This is a genomic window from Mycobacterium sp. (assembly GCF_025965855.1).
Taxonomy (GTDB): domain Bacteria; phylum Actinomycetota; class Actinomycetes; order Mycobacteriales; family Mycobacteriaceae; genus Mycobacterium.
In genome coordinates this window covers 25,351-45,572 of the sequence record NZ_JAOPWB010000113.1, presented here as the reverse complement: position 1 = coordinate 45,572, position 20,222 = coordinate 25,351, and the positions used below count along the sequence as shown (strand labels likewise).

19 protein-coding genes and 2 pseudogenes are annotated in these 20,222 nt (G+C 69.3%); 15 read left to right on the top strand and 6 right to left on the bottom strand.

What is annotated here, in order from left to right; translation table 11 throughout:
• The 4 genes and pseudogenes from JWP83_RS08750 to truA form a co-directional block, all read left to right on the top strand.
• Positions 1-216, top strand: a pseudogene (locus JWP83_RS08750) (30S ribosomal protein S4); the annotation flags it as partial.
• Between the two features lie 133 nt (positions 217-349).
• Positions 350-1,393 (top strand): annotated as a pseudogene (locus JWP83_RS08745) (DNA-directed RNA polymerase subunit alpha).
• Positions 1,394-1,425: 32 nt separating this feature from the next.
• On the top strand, positions 1,426-2,082 hold the full coding sequence (gene rplQ / locus JWP83_RS08740; protein WP_297728724.1) for a 50S ribosomal protein L17: 657 nt from the start codon (positions 1,426-1,428) through the stop codon (positions 2,080-2,082).
• Entirely contained in the window at positions 2,069-2,923 is an 855-nt protein-coding gene (truA, locus tag JWP83_RS08735) for a tRNA pseudouridine(38-40) synthase TruA (RefSeq protein WP_297728741.1), read from the top strand. The genes rplQ and truA overlap by 14 nt, the downstream gene beginning before the upstream one ends.
• Here the strand turns inward: truA and JWP83_RS08730 are convergent.
• The gene (locus JWP83_RS08730; protein ID WP_297728721.1) at positions 2,920-3,555 is read right to left on the bottom strand and encodes a cutinase family protein; all 636 of its coding nucleotides are present in this window, start codon (positions 3,553-3,555) and stop codon (positions 2,920-2,922) included. The two genes, truA and JWP83_RS08730, sit on opposite strands and share 4 nt — an antisense overlap.
• A 42-nt stretch (positions 3,556-3,597) precedes the next feature.
• On the bottom strand, positions 3,598-4,434 hold the full coding sequence (locus JWP83_RS08725; RefSeq protein ID WP_297728718.1) for a cutinase family protein: 837 nt from the start codon (positions 4,432-4,434) through the stop codon (positions 3,598-3,600).
• A gap of 127 nt (positions 4,435-4,561) precedes the next feature.
• Here JWP83_RS08725 and eccB point away from each other — a divergent pair, with 127 nt between their 5' ends.
• Positions 4,562-5,953 (top strand): type VII secretion protein EccB, encoded by a 1,392-nt coding sequence (gene eccB, locus JWP83_RS08720; protein WP_297728738.1) that lies wholly within the window; start codon positions 4,562-4,564, stop codon positions 5,951-5,953.
• Here eccB and mycP read toward each other — a convergent pair.
• Both mycP and eccD read right to left on the bottom strand, forming a co-directional pair.
• Positions 5,918-7,219 carry a type VII secretion-associated serine protease mycosin gene (gene mycP / locus JWP83_RS08715; RefSeq protein ID WP_297728715.1) on the bottom strand — a complete coding sequence of 434 codons (1,302 nt, stop codon included), beginning with the start codon at positions 7,217-7,219 and terminating at the stop codon, positions 5,918-5,920. The genes eccB and mycP overlap by 36 nt on opposite strands.
• Entirely contained in the window at positions 7,216-8,574 is a 1,359-nt protein-coding gene (gene eccD, locus JWP83_RS08710) for a type VII secretion integral membrane protein EccD (RefSeq protein ID WP_297728711.1), read from the bottom strand. Before eccD ends, mycP begins: the two co-directional genes overlap by 4 nt.
• 130 nt (positions 8,575-8,704) lie before the next feature.
• On the opposite strand from eccD, the gene eccCb reads away from it, so the two are divergent.
• The 9 genes from eccCb to JWP83_RS08665 all read left to right on the top strand — a co-directional run bounded on the left by eccCb (position 8,705) and on the right by JWP83_RS08665 (position 18,538).
• Positions 8,705-12,310, top strand: coding sequence for a type VII secretion protein EccCb (gene eccCb, locus JWP83_RS08705; RefSeq protein WP_297728708.1), 3,606 nt, complete (start codon positions 8,705-8,707; stop codon positions 12,308-12,310).
• Positions 12,307-13,584 (top strand): type VII secretion-associated protein, encoded by a 1,278-nt coding sequence (locus tag JWP83_RS08700; RefSeq protein ID WP_297728706.1) that lies wholly within the window; start codon positions 12,307-12,309, stop codon positions 13,582-13,584. Before eccCb ends, JWP83_RS08700 begins: the two co-directional genes overlap by 4 nt.
• A gap of 50 nt (positions 13,585-13,634) precedes the next feature.
• Positions 13,635-13,946, top strand: a complete 312-nt coding sequence (locus tag JWP83_RS08695) for a WXG100 family type VII secretion target (RefSeq protein WP_297728703.1) — start codon at positions 13,635-13,637, stop codon at positions 13,944-13,946.
• Between the two features lie 8 nt (positions 13,947-13,954).
• Complete coding sequence (locus JWP83_RS08690) at positions 13,955-14,257, top strand: WXG100 family type VII secretion target (protein ID WP_297728700.1); 303 nt, start codon at positions 13,955-13,957, stop codon at positions 14,255-14,257.
• A 219-nt stretch (positions 14,258-14,476) separates the two neighbouring features.
• Positions 14,477-14,920: a 50S ribosomal protein L13 gene (gene rplM / locus JWP83_RS08685; RefSeq protein ID WP_297728697.1), complete on the top strand. Its 444-nt coding sequence runs from the start codon at positions 14,477-14,479 to the stop codon at positions 14,918-14,920.
• A gap of 11 nt (positions 14,921-14,931) precedes the next feature.
• Complete coding sequence (gene rpsI, locus JWP83_RS08680) at positions 14,932-15,411, top strand: 30S ribosomal protein S9 (protein ID WP_297728735.1); 480 nt, start codon at positions 14,932-14,934, stop codon at positions 15,409-15,411.
• Positions 15,412-15,549: 138 nt separating this feature from the next.
• Complete coding sequence (gene glmM / locus JWP83_RS08675; protein ID WP_297728694.1) at positions 15,550-16,887, top strand: phosphoglucosamine mutase; 1,338 nt, start codon at positions 15,550-15,552, stop codon at positions 16,885-16,887.
• Between the two features lie 47 nt (positions 16,888-16,934).
• The gene (locus tag JWP83_RS08670; RefSeq protein WP_297728690.1) at positions 16,935-17,222 is read left to right on the top strand and encodes a hypothetical protein; all 288 of its coding nucleotides are present in this window, start codon (positions 16,935-16,937) and stop codon (positions 17,220-17,222) included.
• A 2-nt stretch (positions 17,223-17,224) separates the two neighbouring features.
• On the top strand, positions 17,225-18,538 hold the full coding sequence (locus JWP83_RS08665) for a hypothetical protein (RefSeq protein WP_297728687.1): 1,314 nt from the start codon (positions 17,225-17,227) through the stop codon (positions 18,536-18,538).
• A gap of 4 nt (positions 18,539-18,542) precedes the next feature.
• On the opposite strand, the gene JWP83_RS08660 is transcribed toward JWP83_RS08665, so the two are convergent.
• Both JWP83_RS08660 and JWP83_RS08655 read right to left on the bottom strand, forming a co-directional pair.
• Complete coding sequence (locus JWP83_RS08660) at positions 18,543-19,586, bottom strand: LLM class F420-dependent oxidoreductase (RefSeq protein ID WP_297728685.1); 1,044 nt, start codon at positions 19,584-19,586, stop codon at positions 18,543-18,545.
• A gap of 52 nt (positions 19,587-19,638) precedes the next feature.
• Positions 19,639-19,926, bottom strand: a complete 288-nt coding sequence (locus tag JWP83_RS08655; RefSeq protein ID WP_297728744.1) for a hypothetical protein — start codon at positions 19,924-19,926, stop codon at positions 19,639-19,641.
• On the opposite strand from JWP83_RS08655, the gene JWP83_RS08650 reads away from it, so the two are divergent.
• Positions 19,820-20,200 carry a DUF4189 domain-containing protein gene (locus JWP83_RS08650; RefSeq protein WP_367185604.1) on the top strand — a complete coding sequence of 127 codons (381 nt, stop codon included), beginning with the start codon at positions 19,820-19,822 and terminating at the stop codon, positions 20,198-20,200. The two genes, JWP83_RS08655 and JWP83_RS08650, sit on opposite strands and share 107 nt — an antisense overlap.
• Positions 20,201-20,222 lie beyond the last annotated feature (22 nt).

The following is a 20,222-nucleotide window of genomic DNA, read 5'->3' as shown; positions in this document are numbered from 1 at the left end:
CGGGTGTCGCGGTACGACATCATCGTTGTGCGGGACAAGTCGCTGAACACGGTGCCGTTCCAGATCGCGCGGGAGACCGCGGGTGATCGCCCGATCCCGAGCTGGCTGCAGGTCGTGGGGGAGCGCCAGCGCATCCTCATCCACCAGCTGCCCGAGCGCACGCAGATCGACGTGCCGCTCGCCGAGCAGCTGATCGTCGAGTACTACTCGAAGTAGAAGACCCCCTGCACTGAACCCGGTGCAGGACAGCGGTGATCGCAAGCGCGGCGAAAGCCGGGCGCGGCGGGTCGCCGCGGGAGAACGAAGCGGCATCAAATAGCGGGTGCCGAGAAGGAGAAGAAGAAACACCATGCTGATCTCACAGCGACCCACACTGTCCGAGGAAATCGTCACCGACACCCGGTCCCAGTTCGTCATCGAGCCGTTGGAGCCGGGATTCGGTTACACCCTGGGCAATTCACTGCGCCGCACGCTGCTGTCGTCGATTCCCGGCGCGGCCGTCACCAGCATTCGCATCGACGGCGTGCTGCACGAGTTCACGACCGTGCCCGGCGTCAAGGAAGACGTCACCGACATCATCCTGAACCTCAAGGGCCTGGTCGTGTCCTCGGAGGAGGACGAGCCGGTCACCATGTACCTGCGCAAGCAGGGCCCGGGCGCGGTCACCGCGGGCGACATCGTGCCGCCCGCCGGCGTGACGGTGCACAACCCCGACATGCACATCGCGACGCTGAACGACAAGGGCAAGCTGGAGGTCGAGCTCGTCGTCGAGCGTGGCCGCGGCTACGTCCCGGCGGTGCAGAACCGGGCGTCGGGCGCCGAAATCGGCCGGATCCCGGTCGATTCCATCTACTCGCCGGTCCTCAAGGTCACCTACAAGGTGGACGCCACCCGTGTCGAGCAGCGCACCGACTTCGACAAGCTGATCCTGGACGTGGAGACCAAGAGTTCGATCACCCCCCGCGACGCGCTGGCGTCGGCGGGTAAGACGCTGGTCGAATTGTTCGGTCTGGCACGCGAACTCAACGTCGAGGCCGAGGGCATCGAGATCGGGCCGTCGCCGGCCGAGGCCGACCACATCGCGTCGTTCGCGCTGCCGATCGACGACCTGGATCTGACCGTGCGCACGTACAACTGACTCAAGCGTGAGGGCGTGCACACTGTCGGAGAACTGGTGTCGCGCACCGAGTCCGACCTGCTCGACATCCGCAACTTCGGTCAGAAGTCCATCGACGAGGTGAAGGTCAAGCTGCACCAGCTGGGCCTGTCGCTCAAGGACAGCCCGCCCACCTTCGACCCGTCGGAGGTTGCGGGCTACGACGTCGCTACCGGCACCTGGTCCACCGAGGCTGCCTACGATGACCAGGACTACGCGGAAACCGAACAGCTCTAAAGCCTTTGAGAATCTAGACAGGAGCGACAGCAATGCCCAAGCCCACCAAGGGCCCTCGCCTCGGCGGCTCGTCTTCGCACCAGAAGGCCCTGCTGGCCAACCTGGCCACGTCGCTGTTCGAGCACGGCCGGATCAAGACAACCGAGCCCAAGGCTCGTGCGCTGCGACCGTACGCGGAGAAGCTGATCACGCACGCCAAGAAGGGCACGCTGCACAACCGTCGGGAGGTTCTCAAGAAGATCCGCGACAAGGACGTGGTGCACGCCTTGTTCGAGGAGATCGGGCCGTTCTTCGCCGACCGCAACGGCGGTTACACCCGCATCATCAAGGTCGAGGCGCGCAAGGGCGACAACGCCCCGATGGCCGTGATCGAGCTGGTCCGGGAGAAGACGGTGACGTCGGAGGCCGACCGGGCGCGCCGGGTGAAGGCTTCCAAGAAGTCTGACGCGCCGGTGGCGGCAGCGGCGGCGCCTCAGGCGGCGGTCGAGCCTGAGGAAGCCGTCGGCCCGACGGCCGACGAGGTCGTTGAGCCTGTCGAGGCGGAGGCGGAGGCGGAGGCGGAGGCGGCCGAGGCCAGCGAGGCCACGGAGGCCGAAGCCCAAGCCGCGGAGAAGGCCGATACGGCCGTGGCCGCGAAGGCCGAAGCCGAGCAGGGCGCCGAGGCGAACGACGAGTCTGACGAGAGTTAGCGACGACGTCCGGCTGCGGCTTGACATCGCTTACGACGGCACGGAATTCGCCGGCTGGGCGGCCCAGGCCGGGCAGCGGACCGTCGCCGGCGTTCTCGACGACGCGCTGACGACGGTTTTCCGCACTCCGGTGCGGTCGCGCGCTGCCGGACGCACCGACACGGGAGTCCATGCCACCGGACAGGTCGCCCACCTCGACGTGCCCGTCGATGCGCTGCCGAACGCGTACCCGCGTTCCCCGCACGCCGGTGAGGCGGAATTCCTACCGCTGCTGCGCCGGCTCGGTCGCTTCCTGCCCACCGACGTCCGGGTGCTCGATATCGCCCGCGCCCCGGCGGGTTTCGACGCCCGGTTCTCGGCGCTGCGGCGTCACTACCTATACCGGCTGTCGACGGCGCCCTACGGTGTGGAACCGCAGCTGGCGCGCTACGTCACGGCCTGGCCGCGTGCGCTGGACCTCGATGCGATGGCCGTGGCTTCGCGAGACCTGTTGGGGCTGCACGACTTTGCGGCGTTCTGCCGGCAGCGTGAAAACGCCACCACCATCCGCGACCTGCAGCGGCTGGACTGGTCACGCGACGGTGATTCGATCAGCGCGCACGTCACCGCCGACGCCTTCTGCTGGTCGATGGTGCGCTCGCTGATCGGCGCGCTGCTGGCCGTCGGCGAGCACCGGCGCCCCACGTCCTGGAGCCGCCAATTGCTTTCCGCCACAGACCGGTCCAGTGACTTCGCCGCCGCCCCGGCGCACGGGTTGACGCTGATCGGCGTCGATTACCCGCCCGACGACGAACTGGCCGCGCGGATCTTGATCACCCGGGATCTCCGCACACCCGGTTAGACCCGGCCGGCGACGAAACTTGCGGCCTGATTGGTCAATCCGGGCACGTAGGCCAGGTGCGCCTTCCACTGATTGCCGTTGGAGCAGATCGGGTCGCCGGTGTTGCACAGGTCGATGGTCTTGCCGTCGAAATCCGGGGTGATCGCGCTCATCAGCCCGCCCGCCCGGGCGGACGGGTTCCCGAAGAGCGCCACGGCGGCGACGTGATCGGCAGCCTGGGTGGGCAACGGGTCATGGAAGCCGAGGCCGGGAAGCGGTGCGGCGGTGACGATGTCGATGACCGCGGCGCCCTGGGAGTACCCGCCGAGCACCAACTTGGTGTTGGGGCAGTTGTTGGCCATCTGCTGGATGTGGTTGCTCGCATCGTTCGCGCCTTGGGCGGCGGCCAGGAAGTCCTTGTTGGCCGGGTAGTTAACCCCGTATGAGCCAACGCTTTTGCGGGTGTCCTGGCGCAGCGAGCCGACGAAGGCCTGGCCCACCCGACCGACGCCCGGCGGCTCGTCGGTCCCCCGGGCGAACACCACCTCGACGTCGGGGCACGACGCCGAGGCGAGGGGCAACAGCTTCGGTAGGACGAAAAACGCGGCCGCCGCAAGGATTGCGGCGGCCAGCCCCAGGCGGATAAGCCTCACACAACGATGTTAAGGGCTTATTGATCAAGCGCCGGTAACGATTTAGACAAGCGGGGCTTGAGGATTCGGTGTGTCCGGCGTGTTGGGCGTGATGGGCGTGTTCGGCGCCGGGACGTTTCCGGGGACCGACGGGCCGGAGCCCGGGGTCTGCGGCCCGTAACCCGGTGTCTGCGGGCCGTAGCCGGGCGTCTGCGGCCCGTACTGGTTGGCCCCGGCCATCAGCTTGGACGCGACGAAGGCCGCCGCCTGCGTGGTGTACGCGGGAACGTAGCCCTCGGTGTGGCCGCTCCACTCGTTGCCCTGACCCGCGTGGCAGATCGGGTCTTGCGGATTGCAAAGGTCGATCGCCTTGGACCCGAGCAGCGCGCTCTGGGTCGGCAGCGTTCCGCCGGCGCGGTCGGCCACGTCACCGAAGGTGGCGACGGCCGCGATGTTGTTGGCGTATTGCGGCGGCAGCGAGCTGCCCCAGTTGATGCCGCCGATGGGGACGCCGGCCACGATGTCCATCACCGACGCGCCCTGCGAGTAGCCGCCCAGCACGATCTTGGTGTTCGGGCACTTTTCCACGCTCTTCTTGACGCGGTCGATGGTGTCGTTGGCGCCGTCACCGCCGTGCAGCTGCAGCTTGCTGGCGGCGTAATTGACCCCGTAGGGCAGGATGTTCAAGCCGGTCTGCTGGCGCAGCGAGTCGACGAAGGCGTCACCGACGCGGCCGAGGCCGGGTGGCTCGTTGGTGCCGCGGGCGAAGATGACCTCGGCGTCCGGGCAGTCATCGGCGGAGGCGACCGGCGTCGCGGTTGTGGAAAGGAGCAGGCCGGCGGTGGTGAGCACTGCAGAAACCCCCGGGCCCACCCAGCGACCTATGCGGTGGGAAGACACGCCGAAATGTTACCCGCAACCAGCGCGGACCGAAATTCGCCGGCCTGTGGATGGACCGTCGCAGCGCCGCTGACATGCGGCTTAACGTGAAGCGGGAGACGGATCCCACAAATTTTCCGGGGTGATTTTGGAACGATCACGGCTGCGCCAACCCACAATCCGGCTACAGGTCAGCGGTTACCGATTTCTGCTGCGCCGCCTCGAGTGCGCATTGCTGGGCCGCGACATCCATACGGCGGACGAACCGCTGCGCGCGCAGACCACGTCGCTCGCGGTCGGCTGCGTGCTGGCGGCCATCGCCCTGCTGGGCTATGCATTGCTGGGTTTGCTGCGGCCGCACGTGGATCTCGGTCAGGCGCGGATCGTGATGGGACAGCAATCCGGTGCGCTGTACGTGCGGGTGGGCGATACCTGGCACCCGGTGCTGAACCTCGCGTCAGCACGGTTGATCGTGGCCACGGCCGCGAACCCCCAGCCGGTCCGCGAGTCCGATTTGGGACGCACCAAACGTGGCCCGCTGCTTGGCATTCCGGGGGCGCCGCCGCTCCTGGGCGAACCGCTGTCGGCGGACGAGTCGGCCTGGACGATCTGCGATACGGAAGGCACCGGCGCAACGACGGTAATCGCCGGGCCCACCGACGGATCGTCGGTCCGCCGTCTGGGCACCGACGATGCCCTGCTGGTCGCGCCCGCATCGGGTTCGCCATCCTACCTGCTTTACAACGGGCAGCGAGCCGTGGTGGACCTCGCCGACACAGCGGTCGTGCGTGCGCTCAGGCTGGAGGGCCACGCGCCCCGGCTCGTGTCGCAGTCGTTGCTGAACGCGGTGCCCGAGGCGCCGCCGATCAGCTCTCCACGGCTTCGTGCGGCGGGAGACGCGTCGGCCGGGATGCCCGGTTTTCCCGTCGGTAGTGTGCTGCGCATCACACGCGGCGACGGCGACGAGTATTACGTCGTCTTGCCCGGCGGCGTCCAGCGCATCGGCCGGGTGGCCGCCGACCTCCTGCGTTTCAGCGATTCGCGGGGCACCGCCAACGCCATCCCGGTCGCCCCCGACGCGATCCGCGCCGCGGGAATCGTGAACATGCTGCCGCTCGCCGGCTTCCCCGACCGGGCGCCGGCGTTAGCCGGCGGTAGCACCTTGTGCGTCACGTCGAAGCTCGCGCCATCCGTGAGCCACGACATCGCGTTCCTCGCCGGGAGCGGGCTACCGGTGCCGGCCGGTCAGGCGCCGGTGACCTTGTCCCAAGCCGACGGTCGCGGTCCCGCGCTGGACGGGGCCTATCTGCCGCCCGGCCGGAGCGCCTACGTCCGGGGCGATAACCGATTCGGCACGCGATATCTCGTCACCGACACCGGCGTTCGGTTTGCGATCCACGATGACGACGCGGCCCATGATCTTGGTCTTCCGGCACCGATTCCGGCGCCGTGGCCGATGTTGGCGGTCCTGCCGTCCGGACCTGAACTGAGCAGGCAGAACGCGTCAGTTGCCCGCGACACGGTTGCGGGAACCCCGTAACCGGGCGGCCGCCAGGGTTCCCGTCAGCGCGACAAGGCAGATGGCAGCTCCGCGCAACGCGGTAACCCGGGCGTGCGAATCCGGCGGCTTCGGTGGCGGCGGCGGTGTGGCGGTCGGCACGGGAGGCGGCGGTTTGACGGTGGTCGCGGGCGGACTGAAGTCGGTGCTGACCGCGGCCAGCGCGTCGATGGCGCCGTTGCCGACGAGCGGGTCCCATCCGGCGGGCGGGTGATGCGCGGTCGACTCGATGCGCCCCATTACCTGCCGCGCGGTCAACGCGGGGAACCGGGCCCGGATCAGCGCTGCCAACCCGCTGACCAAAGGCGCGGCGTAACTGGTTCCCGAAACCGGTTCCGAACCGAGCGCCGTCACTTCCTCGCCGGTGGCCGCGACGTCCACCCAGGGTCCGGCGAGCGTGAACGCCGACGGCGTCCCGTCGGCCTTGACCGAACCGACGGTCAGCACATAGTCGTCGTACCAGGCCGGACTGGCGATGACCGTGGCCGTCTGCCAGGTCGCATCGGATCGCTGAGGCGGACGTGCGCCCGCGCCTCCCGTGTTTCCTGCCGCGGCCACGACGACGGCATTCTTGACGTCGACCGCGTACGCCAGAGCCGCGCCCAGCGATCGGTCGTCGAGTGATGAGGCGACCGGAACGCATGCGACGGACGAAATGTTGATCACCGACGCGCCGAGATCGGCGGCCGTCCGGATGGCTTTCGCCATGGTGTCGACGTCGCCTACCCCGCCGCGGGAACGGTCGCCGGCGGGAACGAACTTCGCGCTGGACTGGCGGATGCCGATCAGCGTGGCCTCGGGCGCCACCCCGCTGAACCCGTCGGCCTTCGAATCGGGCGCGGCGGCGATGATTCCGGCTACCAGGGTGCCGTGCGAGTCGCAATCCTGGGTGCCGTCACCGGTGAACACGTAATCCCCTCCGGGCACCACGCCGGGCAGGCGGGGATGCCGCGAGACGCCGGTGTCGATGACCGCGACCCGTTGTCCCGCACCGCGCGTGAGCTGCCAGACCCGGGGCAGGTCGACGAGATCCGGGAGCGGCTCGCGGCGCGGTGTCGCGCCCACCATCATCGTCGCGCAAACTTCGCGCTGCACCGTCGGCGACGGCGGCGCCGGTAGCGCCGGCTTGGGCAACCACTTGTCGTCGATCTCCGGCGGCGAAACGGCTTGTGCCGAAGGCGTTCCGAGCTGGTACAGCGAGGCAAGCGCCGACACCGCCAGCAGGCGTGCGACGCGTGAGCCGCTCACGTGATGTTCAATCCGCGAACGGCGTTGTACAGGCCGCACACCCATGAGGTCATGGGCACCATCGCGACCAGCGCCAGACACTCCAGCACCTCGACGCCGCGGTGTATCAGGGGTGAAAGCGATATCGCCGGAGCGACGAAGCCCAGGTAAATCGCGGCGGCGGCCAGCGTGGCCGTCATCGCGGCCATCCATGCTCCATTCCTCGGCATACTCAGGGCTACGACACCGAAAGTCGTCGCCGTGAGGGTGATTCCGCAAGCGAGGAACACGAGTGTCCTTCTCGGGTCATCCGTACCCGCACGCAGCAACAGCAACGCCGCGGTGAGGGCACCAAAAGCGATGCAGCACAGCCGTGGCGCGCCGGCGAGCACGGTGACGATGGCGCCGGCGGCGGCTACGGACAACAACGCGGCGAGCAGGCTGGTCAACCAGTTGTCTGCACGGATCGCCTTGGTGTCCAGGTCTTTCGAGGGCGACTGCTGTGATAGGCCCGCCAGCATGAGCGACACCCGCGGCACCACTCCGAGGAGGCCGAGCGATACCAGCGCGGATATCGAGCCAACGGCGCGCAGCGGTGCGGCGGTGATCACCCCCGCCAACGCGGCGAGGGCGATGATCGTCGCGACGCACGAGATCGCGGTCAATGTGACGGCACCGCAGCCCGATACGCGCATCGCCAGCACCGAGGCGGCGACCGTTGCCGCGGCGGCCAGCACTACGTTTGGGAGACTGGGGGCTCCGGGCACCGCCAGAAAGCCGGTCACTGCCGCGAATGCGGTGGCGATCACGCTGAGCGCGACCCCGGCGATCGCGTCCCCGTATGCGCGGTGTGCAACCGCCGCGAAGAGCAGGGCCAGGAAGCCGGCTGATGCCGTCACGCCGACGGTTGTGCCGGTGACGTCGGTGCTGAATGCGTTCCGGACGAGCGTCAGCGCACCGATGCCGGTCAGACAGCCCGCCGCGACGGCGCCCGCGACCCGCGTCGCTTGCCTGCGCCCCAAGGGGGTCGACGTGCGACCCGCGGCCTGCAGCGTCGCCGACACGGCCTCTGCCACGTCGTCGTAACGCGGAGGGGGCGGCGGGGTGGAGGATCGCGTCAAGACCAGTACGGCACCGTCTCGGATGCCGTTCTGTGCCAACGTCGCCGACGTGCTCAAGGGCGCCGCGCCGGGACCCGACAGCTGGTAGCGCTGCGCCACCAGCTCGCCGGAAGCGTCGACGCCGTGGCCGTCCAGGATGTCGACGATCGAGGGAATCAGGACGGCGACGGGAACGCCCGCGGGCAGGGCCAGGTCGGTGACGGCGGTGCCGGCATGAATTGACACGCGGCGCAGCCCCGGATCGGACACAGGCAACGGTGACCCCTTCGGTCGGATTACCGGAACCGTAGCCAGTTTCTCGATCCCCTGATATCCGGCTATCCACAGGTGACTTGCCGCGGATTTCGGCGCTGCTTACCGTCGCCAAACGGTGGGAGGGACCGAGATGACACAGTGTTTCGTGCCCGCGGTTCGCCAGCTGCCGCCGGCGGTCGCGACCGCGGACATCGCCGTTGAGGCGCCGCCCGGCCTACCGCCGGCGAGGTCGCCCAGGTTGCTGCCGGTCATGCTGTCGCTCGCGACCCTCGGGGTCATGGCCGCGGCATTCCTCTCGGGCTCGGCCGGCGCGCGCAATCCCATGTTCGTGGCATTCCCGATGATGACGCTGCTCTCGCTGGCGGTGACGGCGGCTGCCGGGCGCGGCCAACGGCGGGGCCGCGGCCTGGACGCCGACCGGCTCGACTACCTCGCATACCTGACCCAGCTGCGCGCGGACGTCACCGAAACCGCGGCGGCGCAGCGGTTTTCCCTCAGCTGGAGCCATCCCGACCCCGATACGCTGTGGACGTTGATCGGCGGCCCGCGGATGTGGGAGCGGCGAGCGTCCGACCCCGACTTTTGCCTGGCCCGTGTCGGCGTCGGGACTCAACCGCTTGCGACGCGGCTGGTGGCGCCAGAGCCGCCCGCAGCCCATGAACCACCCGACCCGGTCACGGAGACGGCCTTGCGTCGCTTCCTGAGCGCGCATTCGCTCATCGCGGCCGCGCCCATCACGATCGGCTTGGGTGCCGTCGGGACGGTGACGATCGACGGCGATTTGGCCTCCGTGCGCGGGCTGCTGCGCGCGATGATCTGCCAGCTGGCCGTGCTGCACCCGCCCGATCAGTTGCTGCTCGTGGCCGTGATCAGCGAGGCGAACCGAGCCCACTGGGATTGGCTGAAGTGGTTGCCGCACAACCGACATCCGAGCGCCGCCGATGCGGTGGGCCCCGCCCGCCTGGTGTACGCAAGCATGGCGGAGGCTCGGCACGCGCTCGCCGGTGCGGGACCGCCGCACGCGATCGTGGTCGCCGAGGCTGAGGAGGGTGCGACGGCCGGTGCGATCACGGGCGCCACCATCCTCGAGGTCGGTGCCTGCGCCGACGGCGAGCCGGTGATGATCAGGTGGCCCGACGCGCCTCAACCGTTGCCGTGTCACGACCGGATGGAATTGGTGGACGCGCTGACGTGTGCGCGCCGGCTGTCCATGTACCGCGCCGGGCCGGTGGGTGTCGACCCGATCACGCTGTGGCGCGGGCAAGGCCATCGCGATCGACTATGCGTGCACATCGGAACCACCGCCGACGGCGCACCGCTCCATCTGGATATCAAAGAGGCCGCGGAAAACGGCATGGGCCCGCACGGGCTCTGCGTGGGCGCCACCGGGTCGGGTAAGTCGGAGTTGCTGCGCACCATCGCGCTGGGGTTGGTGGCGCAAAACGCTCCGGAGGTGCTCAATCTGCTGCTCATCGACTTCAAAGGGGGCGCAACGTTTCTCGATTTGGCGCGGGCGCCCCACGTGGCCGCCGTCGTCACCAACCTCGCCGACGAGGCGCCGCTGGTGGCGCGCATGCGCGACGCACTGGCCGGTGAGATGCACCGTCGGCAACGGCTGCTGCGAAGGGCGCGCTGCGCCAGCCTCACGGCCTACGAACGCGCGCGCCGGGCCGGCGGCCAATGGATCGCCCTACCGACATTGGTGATCATCGTCGACGAGTTCTCCGAAATGCTCAGCCAGCATCCTGAGTTCGCTGACATGTTCGTCGCCATCGGCCGGCTCGGGCGGTCGCTGGGCATCCACCTGTTGCTGGCCAGTCAGCGGCTCGACGAGGGCCGGCTGCGGGGCCTGGAAGCCCACCTGTCGTACCGGATCTGTCTGAAAACCCTGTCCGCCGCCGAATCGCGCGCGGCTTTGGGAACGCTCGACGCATACCACTTGCCCAACACGCCCGGCGCGGGTTACCTCCGCGCCGGCAGTGGCGAGGCGATCCGTTTTCAGGCGGCATTCGTTTCGGGACCGCTGCAGCCGGAGGCGCCGGCTTGTGCCTCGATGGTGGGCGCGGCGGCCGTGCGGGTCTTCAGCACACGGGCGGAAGGCCCGGTCACCCGCGCCGACACGGACGCCTTGCCCACCCGGACCGTCCTGCAAGCGGTCCTCGACCGGCTCGCCGGGCACGGACCGCCCGCGCACCAGGTCTGGCTGCCCCCGCTCGAAGCGGCACCCGCGCTGGACATCTTGCTCCGCGATGCGGTATTGGCGCCGGACCGCCTTACCGTACCCATCGGCATCATCGACCGCCCGTTCGAGCAATGCCGCACGCCGCTGACGGTCGAGTTGTCCGGAGCCGCAGGCAATGTGGCGATCGTCGGCGCACCCCAATCGGGCAAGTCGACCGCGCTGCGCACGCTCATCACGGCTTTGGCGGCCACTTACGATCCGGGGCGGGTGCAGTTCTACTGCCTGGATTTCGGCGGCGGAGCGCTCGGGGCGCTGCGCGCGTTGCCGCACGTGGGTGCCGTCGCCGGCCGGGCCGAGCCGGATCTGGTGCGGCGCATGGTCGCCGAGATGGAATCCACCGTCCGGTCTCGGGAGGCGTATCGAGCCGATGCGGCGCGGGATCACGATCCATTCGCTGACGTGTTCCTCGTCGTCGACGGCTGGGCAAACCTGCGCCATGAGTTCGAGGAACTCGAGGCATCGATCACTGCCCTGGCGGCTCAGGGACTTTCGTTCGGTGTGCACGTGATGTTGTCGGCGTCGCGGTGGGCTGAGATAAGGCCGGCGCTCAAGGATCAGATCGGCACCCGCATCGAGTTGCGGCTGGGCGACCCCGCGGACTCCGAGGTCGACCGCAAGCGTGCGCAACACGTACCTCACGACCGACCGGGTCGCGGCCTTTCCCACGAGGGGCTGCACATGATCATCGCGCTGCCCACCGACCGGTTCTGTCGTGGTGAATCGGCCGCGCCGCCGATACCGCTGCTTCCCACGCACGTGGACCATGACGCCGTCGTGAACCGGGCGAAAGCGCGACTCGGCGCGCGGGTCTTGCTCGGTCTGGAGGAGCGCCGACTGCAGCCGGTCCCAATCGATTTCGGGCAGCACCCGCACCTGCTGATCCTCGGGGACAACGAGTGCGGCAAGACCGCCACGCTACGGACTCTGTGCCGCGAAATCGTTCGGACGAATACCGCCGCCGAGGCACAGTTGCTGATCGTAGACTTTCGCCGCTCCCTGTTGGGCGTCGTCGAATCGAAACACCTTGGCGGCTACGCCATGTCGTCGTCCGCGCTGGGCGGCTTGCTGCCGGGTCTGCTTGATGTCTTGGCGCGGCGGATGCCTTCGTTGGACGTGAGCCAGGCGCAGCTGCGAGCCAAGTCGTGGTGGTCCGGGCCGGACATCTATGTTCTGGTCGACGACTACGACCTGGTCGCCACCCCGGCAGGTAGTGCGCTCGCGGCCGTCGTCGAATATCTGCCTTACGCAAGGGACTTGGGGCTGCATCTGATCGTGGCCCGGCGCAGCGGTGGCGCCGAGCGCGCCCTGTTCGAGCCGCTGCTGGCGGGCCTGCGTGACCTCGGGTGCATGACACTGATGATGAGTAAGCGCCCGGATGAGGGCGCACCGTGGGGTTCCGGCCGCTCCGTGCGGTTGCCGCCCGGCCGTGGCGTCCTGATCACCCGTCCCGGTGACGAACAGCTCGTTCAGGTGGCCTGGAGCCCGCCCCCGTGAGCACGACCGCGAACCGGCACCGCGCGCTGATCGAGGCCGGGCCCGGCACGATCCGCCGATTATGTTGTGCCACAGGCGGAGCCGCTGACGACGACACGTCCGAGATCATCAGGGAGGCGCTGGCCGCCATAGACGATCGGGTGGCGCTGGTCGGCGGCCGCCCGGTCACCGTCGATTCGCTGTGGCGCGCGGCGCTGCGGTCGGTGAAATGTGTGAACTGCAACGGGCTGGTCCTCGTGCACCCGTCCTGGTGGCCGTCGGCGCGGGTCGGCGTGGTGACGGCGACCGCCAAGTCACTGGCCGATGACGTGCTGGCGCGTCGCCGGTCGTGGCTGCTGGCAGAGGCATCCACTGACCAGCGCGCCGAGGGCGACGCGCCGGTGGTGGTGGAGATCGCCGAGCGGCTGGTGGTGATCACCGGTGCCGAGGTTGTCGCGATACCCCGTGGGGCGGGACCGCATCCGGCTGTCGAGGAGGCAGCACGGAGCATCACAGCCATGACCGGAACTGCGTCGGCGGTCGTCCTGATCGACGCCCCGAGCACGGTGACCGGCGCGCCGGCCCTCGGGGCGTTGATCGCCGGGGCAGTGCGCCGCAGCGGCCTGGCGGCGGTGGAAATCGATGACGCTCGGCTTCCCGGGCTGGCCCGGTCGGCGCTGCCGGTCCCGGAGGACCCGTCCGAGCCGCGCGTCACCGCCGGTGCCGATCGCCCCCGATCCCGCGCGCGGATAATAAGCGGTCTTGCCGGGGCCGCTGTCGTGCTGACCGCGTTTCCACTGGCGATCTCGGCCGTGGCCCCCGCGGCCCGTCGTGGCGTGTCGCCCCCGGTCGCGGTGCAGACGGCGCCGACAACATTCTTGGTCGAAGGCCGCGTGGCGCTGACGGTGCCCGCGAACTGGTCCGCGCAGCGGGTGGTCACCGGGCCCGGGTCAGCGCGGGTGCAGGTCACATCGCCCTCGGATCCGGAAGTGGCGTTGCACGTCACGCAGTCGCCGGTGGCGGGCGAGACGCTGAGTGGTACCGCCGAGCGGTTGAAACACGCGATCGACGCGGAGCCCGCCGGGCTGTTCGTCGACTTCAATCCCTCCGGGGTGAGCGTGGGCCGGCCCGCGGTGACCTACCGCGAAGTGCGCGCCACCCACCACGTGCGGTGGACGGTGCTGCTGGACGGGCCCGTACGGATCAGCCTGGGCTGCCAGAGCCGTCCCGGTGATGAGGAGGCCGTCCGCGACGCCTGCGAGCAGGCGGTGCGATCCGCCCACGCGATCGGATGAATCGACAGATCGCGCGGAACCAAACGGAGATCGACGCGGTCCAATCTGATATGGCGAACACACTGAGCACCGACTTTGATCTCATGCGCGCGGCCGCGGCCACGACGGACGCCCGCAACGAGGAGATCCGGGCGATGCTGCAGGCCTTCATCGGCCGGATGGGCAGCGTGCCGCCCTCGGTGTGGGGCGGGCTCGCGGCCGTGCGATTCAAAGATGTGCTGGATCGCTGGAACGCCGAGTCGATGCGGCTGTACCGCGTCCTGCACACCATCGCCGAGACCATTCGACACAACGAGGCCGCGCTGCGGGAGGCCGGCGAGAACCACGCCCACCACGTCGCCGCCGCCGGCGGAAACCTCTGAGCGGGGCATTGCCCGTGGACCCGGTCCTCTCCTACAACTTCGGCGAAATCGAATACTCGGTGCGCCAAGAGATCCACACCACGGCGGCCCGTTTCAACGCGGCGCTCGACGAGCTCAGATCGCAGATCGCTCCGCTACAGGAACTGTGGACCCGCGAGGCGGCGGCCGCCTACCAGGTCGAGCAGCTGAAGTGGCACCAGGCGGCCACCGCGCTCAACGAAATGCTGGTCGACCTGGGAAACGCGGTGCGTGACGGCGCGGAGGAGGTGGCCGACGCCGACCGCCGGGCGGCCGGCGTCTGGGCACGGTAGCTGAATGGCCCCTGTGTGGTCCCGGCGGAGGAGAGCCGCCGGGACCACACAGTCATTTTGACCTGCGGGGATGACGGTCGGTAAGCTGCTCGGTTGGCGTGCGGTACGCCGGGGCCTCGGGTCAATGTCGGTCGCCGAGACCAAGCCCCAACCGCGGACGCCTGACCGGCACCCGGCTCGACCCGGGATCCACCTCGAGAAGAGAAGAAGGTAAGCGCTGTGCCCACCTATGCGCCCAAGGCGGGTGACACCACGCGCTCGTGGTACGTCATCGACGCCACGGACGTGGTGCTTGGCCGCCTTGCCGTAGCGGCAGCCAACCTGCTGCGCGGCAAGCACAAGCCGACGTTCGCGCCCAATGTCGATGGCGGTGACTTCGTCATCGTCGTCAACGCCGACAAGATCGCCCTGTCCGGCGACAAGCTGCAAAACAAGCTGGCCTACCGCCACTCGGGGTATCCCGGCGGGCTGCATTCCCGCACGATCGGCGAGTTGCTGGAAAAGCACCCGACCCGTGTCGTGGAGAAGGCGATCGTCGGCATGCTGCCCAAGAACAAGCTCAGCCGTCAGATCCAGCGCAAGCTTCGCGTCTATGCAGGCCCGGAGCATCCCCACACCGCTCAGCAGCCGGTTCCGTACGAGATCAAGCAGGTGGCCCAGTGACCGAGACCAGCCTGGAAAACAATCCAGTCGTAGAGACCACGGAAACCCCGGCGACCCCGGAGGCCGAGGCCCCGTCCGCCCGGGCCGCCGAGGCGTTCGTCTTCGAGCGGCCCATCCAGACTGTCGGCCGCCGCAAGGAGGCCGTGGTGCGGGTGCGCATCGTGCCCGGCACCGGCAAGTTCGACCTCAACGGCCGCAGCCTCGAGGCCTACTTCCCCAACAAGGTGCACCAGCAGCTCATCAAGGCCCCGCTGGTCACCGTCGACCGGGTGGAACGCTTCGACATCTTCGCCCTGCTGCACGGCGGGGGCCCGTCGGGTCAGGCCGGCGCGCTGCGCCTGGGCATCGCCCGGGCGTTGATCCTGGTCTCGCCGGAGGACCGGCCCGCCCTGAAGAAGGCCGGCTTCCTCACCCGTGACCCGCGTGCCACCGAGCGCAAGAAGTACGGGCTGAAGAAGGCGCGCAAGGCGCCGCAGTACTCCAAGCGCTGATCAGCATCACTTTCTGGCCGCAGCAGTGCAACGTTATGCACCGTCTTCGGCGTGTCTGCGCGCGTTCGCGGGGGGTTTGGGTCAGAAAAGAACGGGCACGTTAGGTGCACAAGCGTCAACTGTGAGAGGTTTGTCCGCATGGGTCGACTGTTCGGCACCGACGGTGTTCGCGGGGTTGCCAATCGGGAGTTGACCGCCGAGCTGGCGTTGGCCCTGGGCGCCGCGGCGGCCCGGCGCCTGGCGAGTTCGGGCGGACCGGGCCGGCGGGTGGCCGTGATCGGCCGCGATCCGCGGGCCAGCGGCGAAATGCTGGAGGCCGCGGTGATCGCCGGGCTGACCAGCCAGGGCGTCGACGCGCTGCGGGTCGGGGTGCTCCCCACCCCCGCGGTGGCATACGTGACCGGCGCCTATGATGCCGACTTCGGTGTGATGATCTCCGCGTCGCACAACCCGATGCCCGACAACGGCATCAAGATCTTCGGCCCCGGCGGCCACAAGCTGGACGACGGCACCGAGGATCAGATCGAGGAACTGGTCGCGGCCGGACCGGGGTTGCGCCCGGTCGGCGCCGGGATCGGCCGGGTCGTCGACGCCGAGGATGCCGCCGACCGCTACCTGCGCCACCTCAGCAAGGCCAGCACGCTGCGGCTGGACGGCCTGACCATGGTGGTCGACTGCGCCCACGGCGCGGCGTCGTCGGTGGCCCCGCGCGCCTACCGCGCGGCCGGTGCCCGGGTGATCGCCATCAATGCCGACCCCAACGGGCTCAACATCAACGACGGCTGCGGCTCGACGCACCTGGACTCGGTGAAGGCGGCGGTCGTCGACCACCGCGCCGACCTGGGCCTGGCGCACGATGGGGACGCCGACCGCTGCCTGGCCATCGACGCCAACGGGGAGCTCGTCGACGGCGACGCGATCATGGTCGTGCTCGCCCTGGCGATGCGAGAGGCGGGCGAGCTGGCCTCCGACACGCTGGTGACCACCGTGATGAGCAACCTCGGGCTGCACCTGGCCATGCGCTCGGCCGGTATCGCCGTGCGCACGACGGGCGTCGGTGACCGCTACGTCCTCGAGGAGCTGCGGGCCGGCGACTACAGCCTCGGCGGCGAGCAGTCCGGACACATCGTGATGCCCGCGGCGGGCTCCACCGGCGACGGCATCGTCACGGGGCTGCGATTGATGAACCGCATGGCGCAGACCGGCGCCTCGCTGGCCGACCTCGCCTCGGCGATGCGGTCGCTGCCGCAGGTGTTGATCAACGTCAAGGTCGCCGACAAGGCCACCGCCGCCGCGGCGCCCTCGGTGCAGACCGCGCTCGAGAAGGCCGAGGCCGAACTTGGTGACACCGGCCGAATCCTGTTGCGCCCCTCCGGAACCGAGCCGATGATCCGGGTCATGGTAGAGGCGCCCGACGAGGGCGTCGCTCAGCGGGTAGCCGCCCGTGTCGCCGAAGCGGTGAGCGACGCGCGCTGATCCGCCTATGCGGGAACCCGGACGCGGCGTCCGGCGTCGGATTAGGCATGAGATTCGATAGCCCGGCGGTGCACACGGTCGCCGACCAGCTGGGCGCGGCCACCGAACTCCTCGACCGCGCCGTGGGAGATCACTTGGCGCGGTTGGCTTTCGGCGGGGCCGACGCCGGCCGGGCGCACAGCGCACGCGGCGACGCCCTGCGCGTCCAGCTGGAGCGACTGACGGCCGAGGTGACGCAGTGGTCGCGCGCGGCCGCCGAGGTGGCCGCGGCCCTGCGCGCCGGCGCCGACCGCTACAACGACGCCGAACTGTACGCCGCGGCACGGATCGCCTGACCGTGGCCGATCGGTTGGACGTCGCCGAGCGCCTTGCGGAGGGCCGGGGCGCCGTCGAGAACACGCAGACCTACGTGTCGGCCTGCCACGCGCTCGGCTACCAACATCCCGGCATGACGGCGCACCCCTCCCAGATCCGCGACTGGTACGACAGCGAAGAAGGCCTCGACCTTCGTGCGCTCGACCGCGACTGCGCGGAACTTCGGGCCGCGGGCGCGGCGGTCATGGAGGCGCTGCGGGTGCAGCACGCCCAGCTCGCCGAGCTGGCCGCGGCTTGGATCGGGCCGGGCGGGGACTCGGCGGTCCGGTTCCTGGAGCGTCATTGCGACGCCGCGAGCGCGGTGGCCACCGAGGTCCGCGCGGCGGCCCAGCGGTGCGAGTCGCTGCGCGACAACCTGTGGTACCTGGTCGATTCGAAGGTCGCGACGGCCATCGCCATCGACGAGGGCAGTCGGGCGCAGCGGCCGTCGTGGTTGGCCGCGGCCGCCGCGGTCACGACGGGCGTGGGGGATCGGGCGAGCGCCGAGGAGGTGGTCCGTCAACAGATAACGCCATACGTGGACAACGAGATTCGCGACGACTGGTTGAGGACGATGCGTTCGACAGTCGAAGGGGTGGACACGTCGTACGCCATGGTGATCGACCGGATGGCCGCCGCGCCGGCGGCGCGCTTCGAGGTGCCAGGCGATCTCGGGCCCGGTTATCAGAAGCTTCCGCCCAGCGCGACGACGCCGGCCACTCCGGTAGTGGCCGCCGCGGTTCCCGGCCCGCCACCGGATCCTGCGCCGGCGCTCACAACCGCTGCGCCGGCGGCGCCCGCCGCGATCCCGGCGCCGCCGCTACCGGACCTGGGGACCGCTTCGACCATGCCCGCGGGCGATCTGGGTGGCCTCGGCGGGTCGGGTGGAGGCGGGCTGGGTGGGCTGGCCAGCCGGATTGTCGATGCCATGGGTTCGCTGCTCGGTTCGGCGACCGACCACGAGGGCACCGACGGCGCCTTCGACGCCGAAGAGGATCCGTTCCACGCCGACGACGCCGGGGACAAGCCCGATGAACCTGGAGAGGCGAAAGACGTTGACGAAAAGCGGGATTCGGAGGCGGCCACGCCGGCGGATGAGGCTCGGCCGGCGGATGAGGCTCGGCCGGTGGACGCGCCGCCGCCGGTGGACGCGCCGCTCTTAGACGGGCCGCCTGCACCGGTCGACGCGCCCGCGCCGGTTGCCGCGCCGCCACCGACCGGACCGGCGCCCCCGCCGAGCGAGGGATCGACGCCGTGCGAAATCGCGGCTGATCAGCTTCCGCAGGCCGGGCAGTGATAGCTCAGGCCGGCCGCAGCGAAAGGACGTCCTCGACGAAGCGCACGGCTTCGCCGGGTTCGGCGGCCATGGGGTTCACCAACAGCGTGGTCACGCCGGCCTCGGCGAACGCGGCCAAGCGTTCGGCGACGTATCCGCGCGGGCCGACGAGCGACATCCCGCGCACCAATTCGTCGGGCACTAGGGCGGTGGCCTCACGTTTGCGGCCGGACAGGTACAACTCCTGGATGCGGTCGGCGACCTCGCCGAAGCCGTAGCGCGTGGCAAGGTTGTGGTAGAAGTTGCGGCCCTTGGCGCCCATCCCGCCGAGGTAGAGGGCCAGCTGCGGCTTGCCCCAGGCCAGCCGATCTTCGACGTTATCGCCGATCGCCAGCGACGCGTGCACCATGACGTCGAGCGGCCCCAGCGCCGGATCGCGTTTGGCTGCGCCGGCGGCCAGCGCGTCGCCCCACACCAGGTGGGCCTTCTCAGGAAGATAGAAGACGGGCTGCCAGCCCTCGGCGATCTCGGCGGTGAGCTCGACGTTTTTCGGGCCCAGCGCCGCGATGGAGATTGGAATGCGTTCGCGCACTGGGTGATTGATGAGTTGGAGGGCCTTGCCGAGCCCAGTTCCGCGGTCCGCGGGCAACGGGATTTGGTAATGCTTGCCGGCGTATTGCACGCGCTCGCGCCGCCACACCTGCAGGCAGATCTCCACGATCTCGCGGGTGCGGCCCAGCGGGGCGTCGAACTCGACGCCGTGGAACCCCTCCATCACCTGGGGCCCGGACGTGCCGATGCCGAGGCGAAATCGTCCGTCGGACACGAAATCCAGGCCCGCGGCCGTCATTGCCAGCAACGACGGCGTGCGGATGTAGATGGGAAGCACGCCCGACGCCAGCTCGACGGTGTTGGTCTTGGCGGCCAGATACCCGAGCTGGCTGACGGCGTCGAAGGAATAGGCCTCGGCCACCACCGCGACCTCGATGCCGGCCTTTTCGAGTTCGACGACGCGGTCGACGGCCTCGTGGAAGCCGCCCGAGTAATCCAGAGCGATCCCGATTCGCACCAACGACAGATACCACGACGACCACGGCGCGCGCCGGGGCGGGCGGTCCGCGTCAGATCAGCATCGGATGGAAATCCTCGATACAGGACTTAGCCCCCCGGCAAATCGCGCCGCGCCAGCAAACAACTGCCGCGGAGATGGGTCGAGAATTGTTCCCGTCGCGGGAGGTAGTGCCGTGTAATAGTGTTGCTTGCGCAGCAGCATGCGGTGAAAGAAATGGGGTGGGAATGCCGATGAAGATGCTGGCAGTGGCGGCGACCGCGATTGGCGTGGCATTCGCAGCAACGCCGACCGCGCATGCCGACGATAATTGGATCGCGATGGCGATATCGGATTCCACTGGGCATATCTCGGGGATCTATGCGGGGCAACCCAGCCGATCTGGCGCCGAGAAGATAGTGATGGATGCGTGTCGCAAGCGAGTCAGCGACTGTCGTGTTCTGGCCAGTGGGCCGGGTGGGTGCGTCGCGCTTGCGGTGAACGCTTCGCACAGCAAGTACTTCGGAGGCTGGGGTCCGACGAGCGATGAAGCGGAGGCAGCGGCGCTGACTCTCGCCCCAGGCGGGACGATCGTAAAAGACCAGGGCCACTGCCTAGGAGATGCTGCGAGCTAAGCGTTTAGTTGCACCTTCTCGT

Bases quoted from the DNA above. Each gene is read 5' to 3' on its own strand.
- glmM (WP_297728694.1), top strand. From the start codon at position 15,550: ATGGGTCGACTGTTCGGCACCGACGGTGTTCGCGGGGTTGCCAATCGG.
- rplQ (WP_297728724.1), top strand. From the start codon at position 1,426: ATGCCCAAGCCCACCAAGGGCCCTCGCCTCGGCGGCTCGTCTTCGCAC.
- JWP83_RS08650 (WP_367185604.1), top strand. From the start codon at position 19,820: ATGAAGATGCTGGCAGTGGCGGCGACCGCGATTGGCGTGGCATTCGCA.
- JWP83_RS08695 (WP_297728703.1), top strand. From the start codon at position 13,635: ATGGCGAACACACTGAGCACCGACTTTGATCTCATGCGCGCGGCCGCG.
- JWP83_RS08670 (WP_297728690.1), top strand. From the start codon at position 16,935: ATGAGATTCGATAGCCCGGCGGTGCACACGGTCGCCGACCAGCTGGGC.
- eccCb (WP_297728708.1), top strand. From the start codon at position 8,705: ATGACACAGTGTTTCGTGCCCGCGGTTCGCCAGCTGCCGCCGGCGGTC.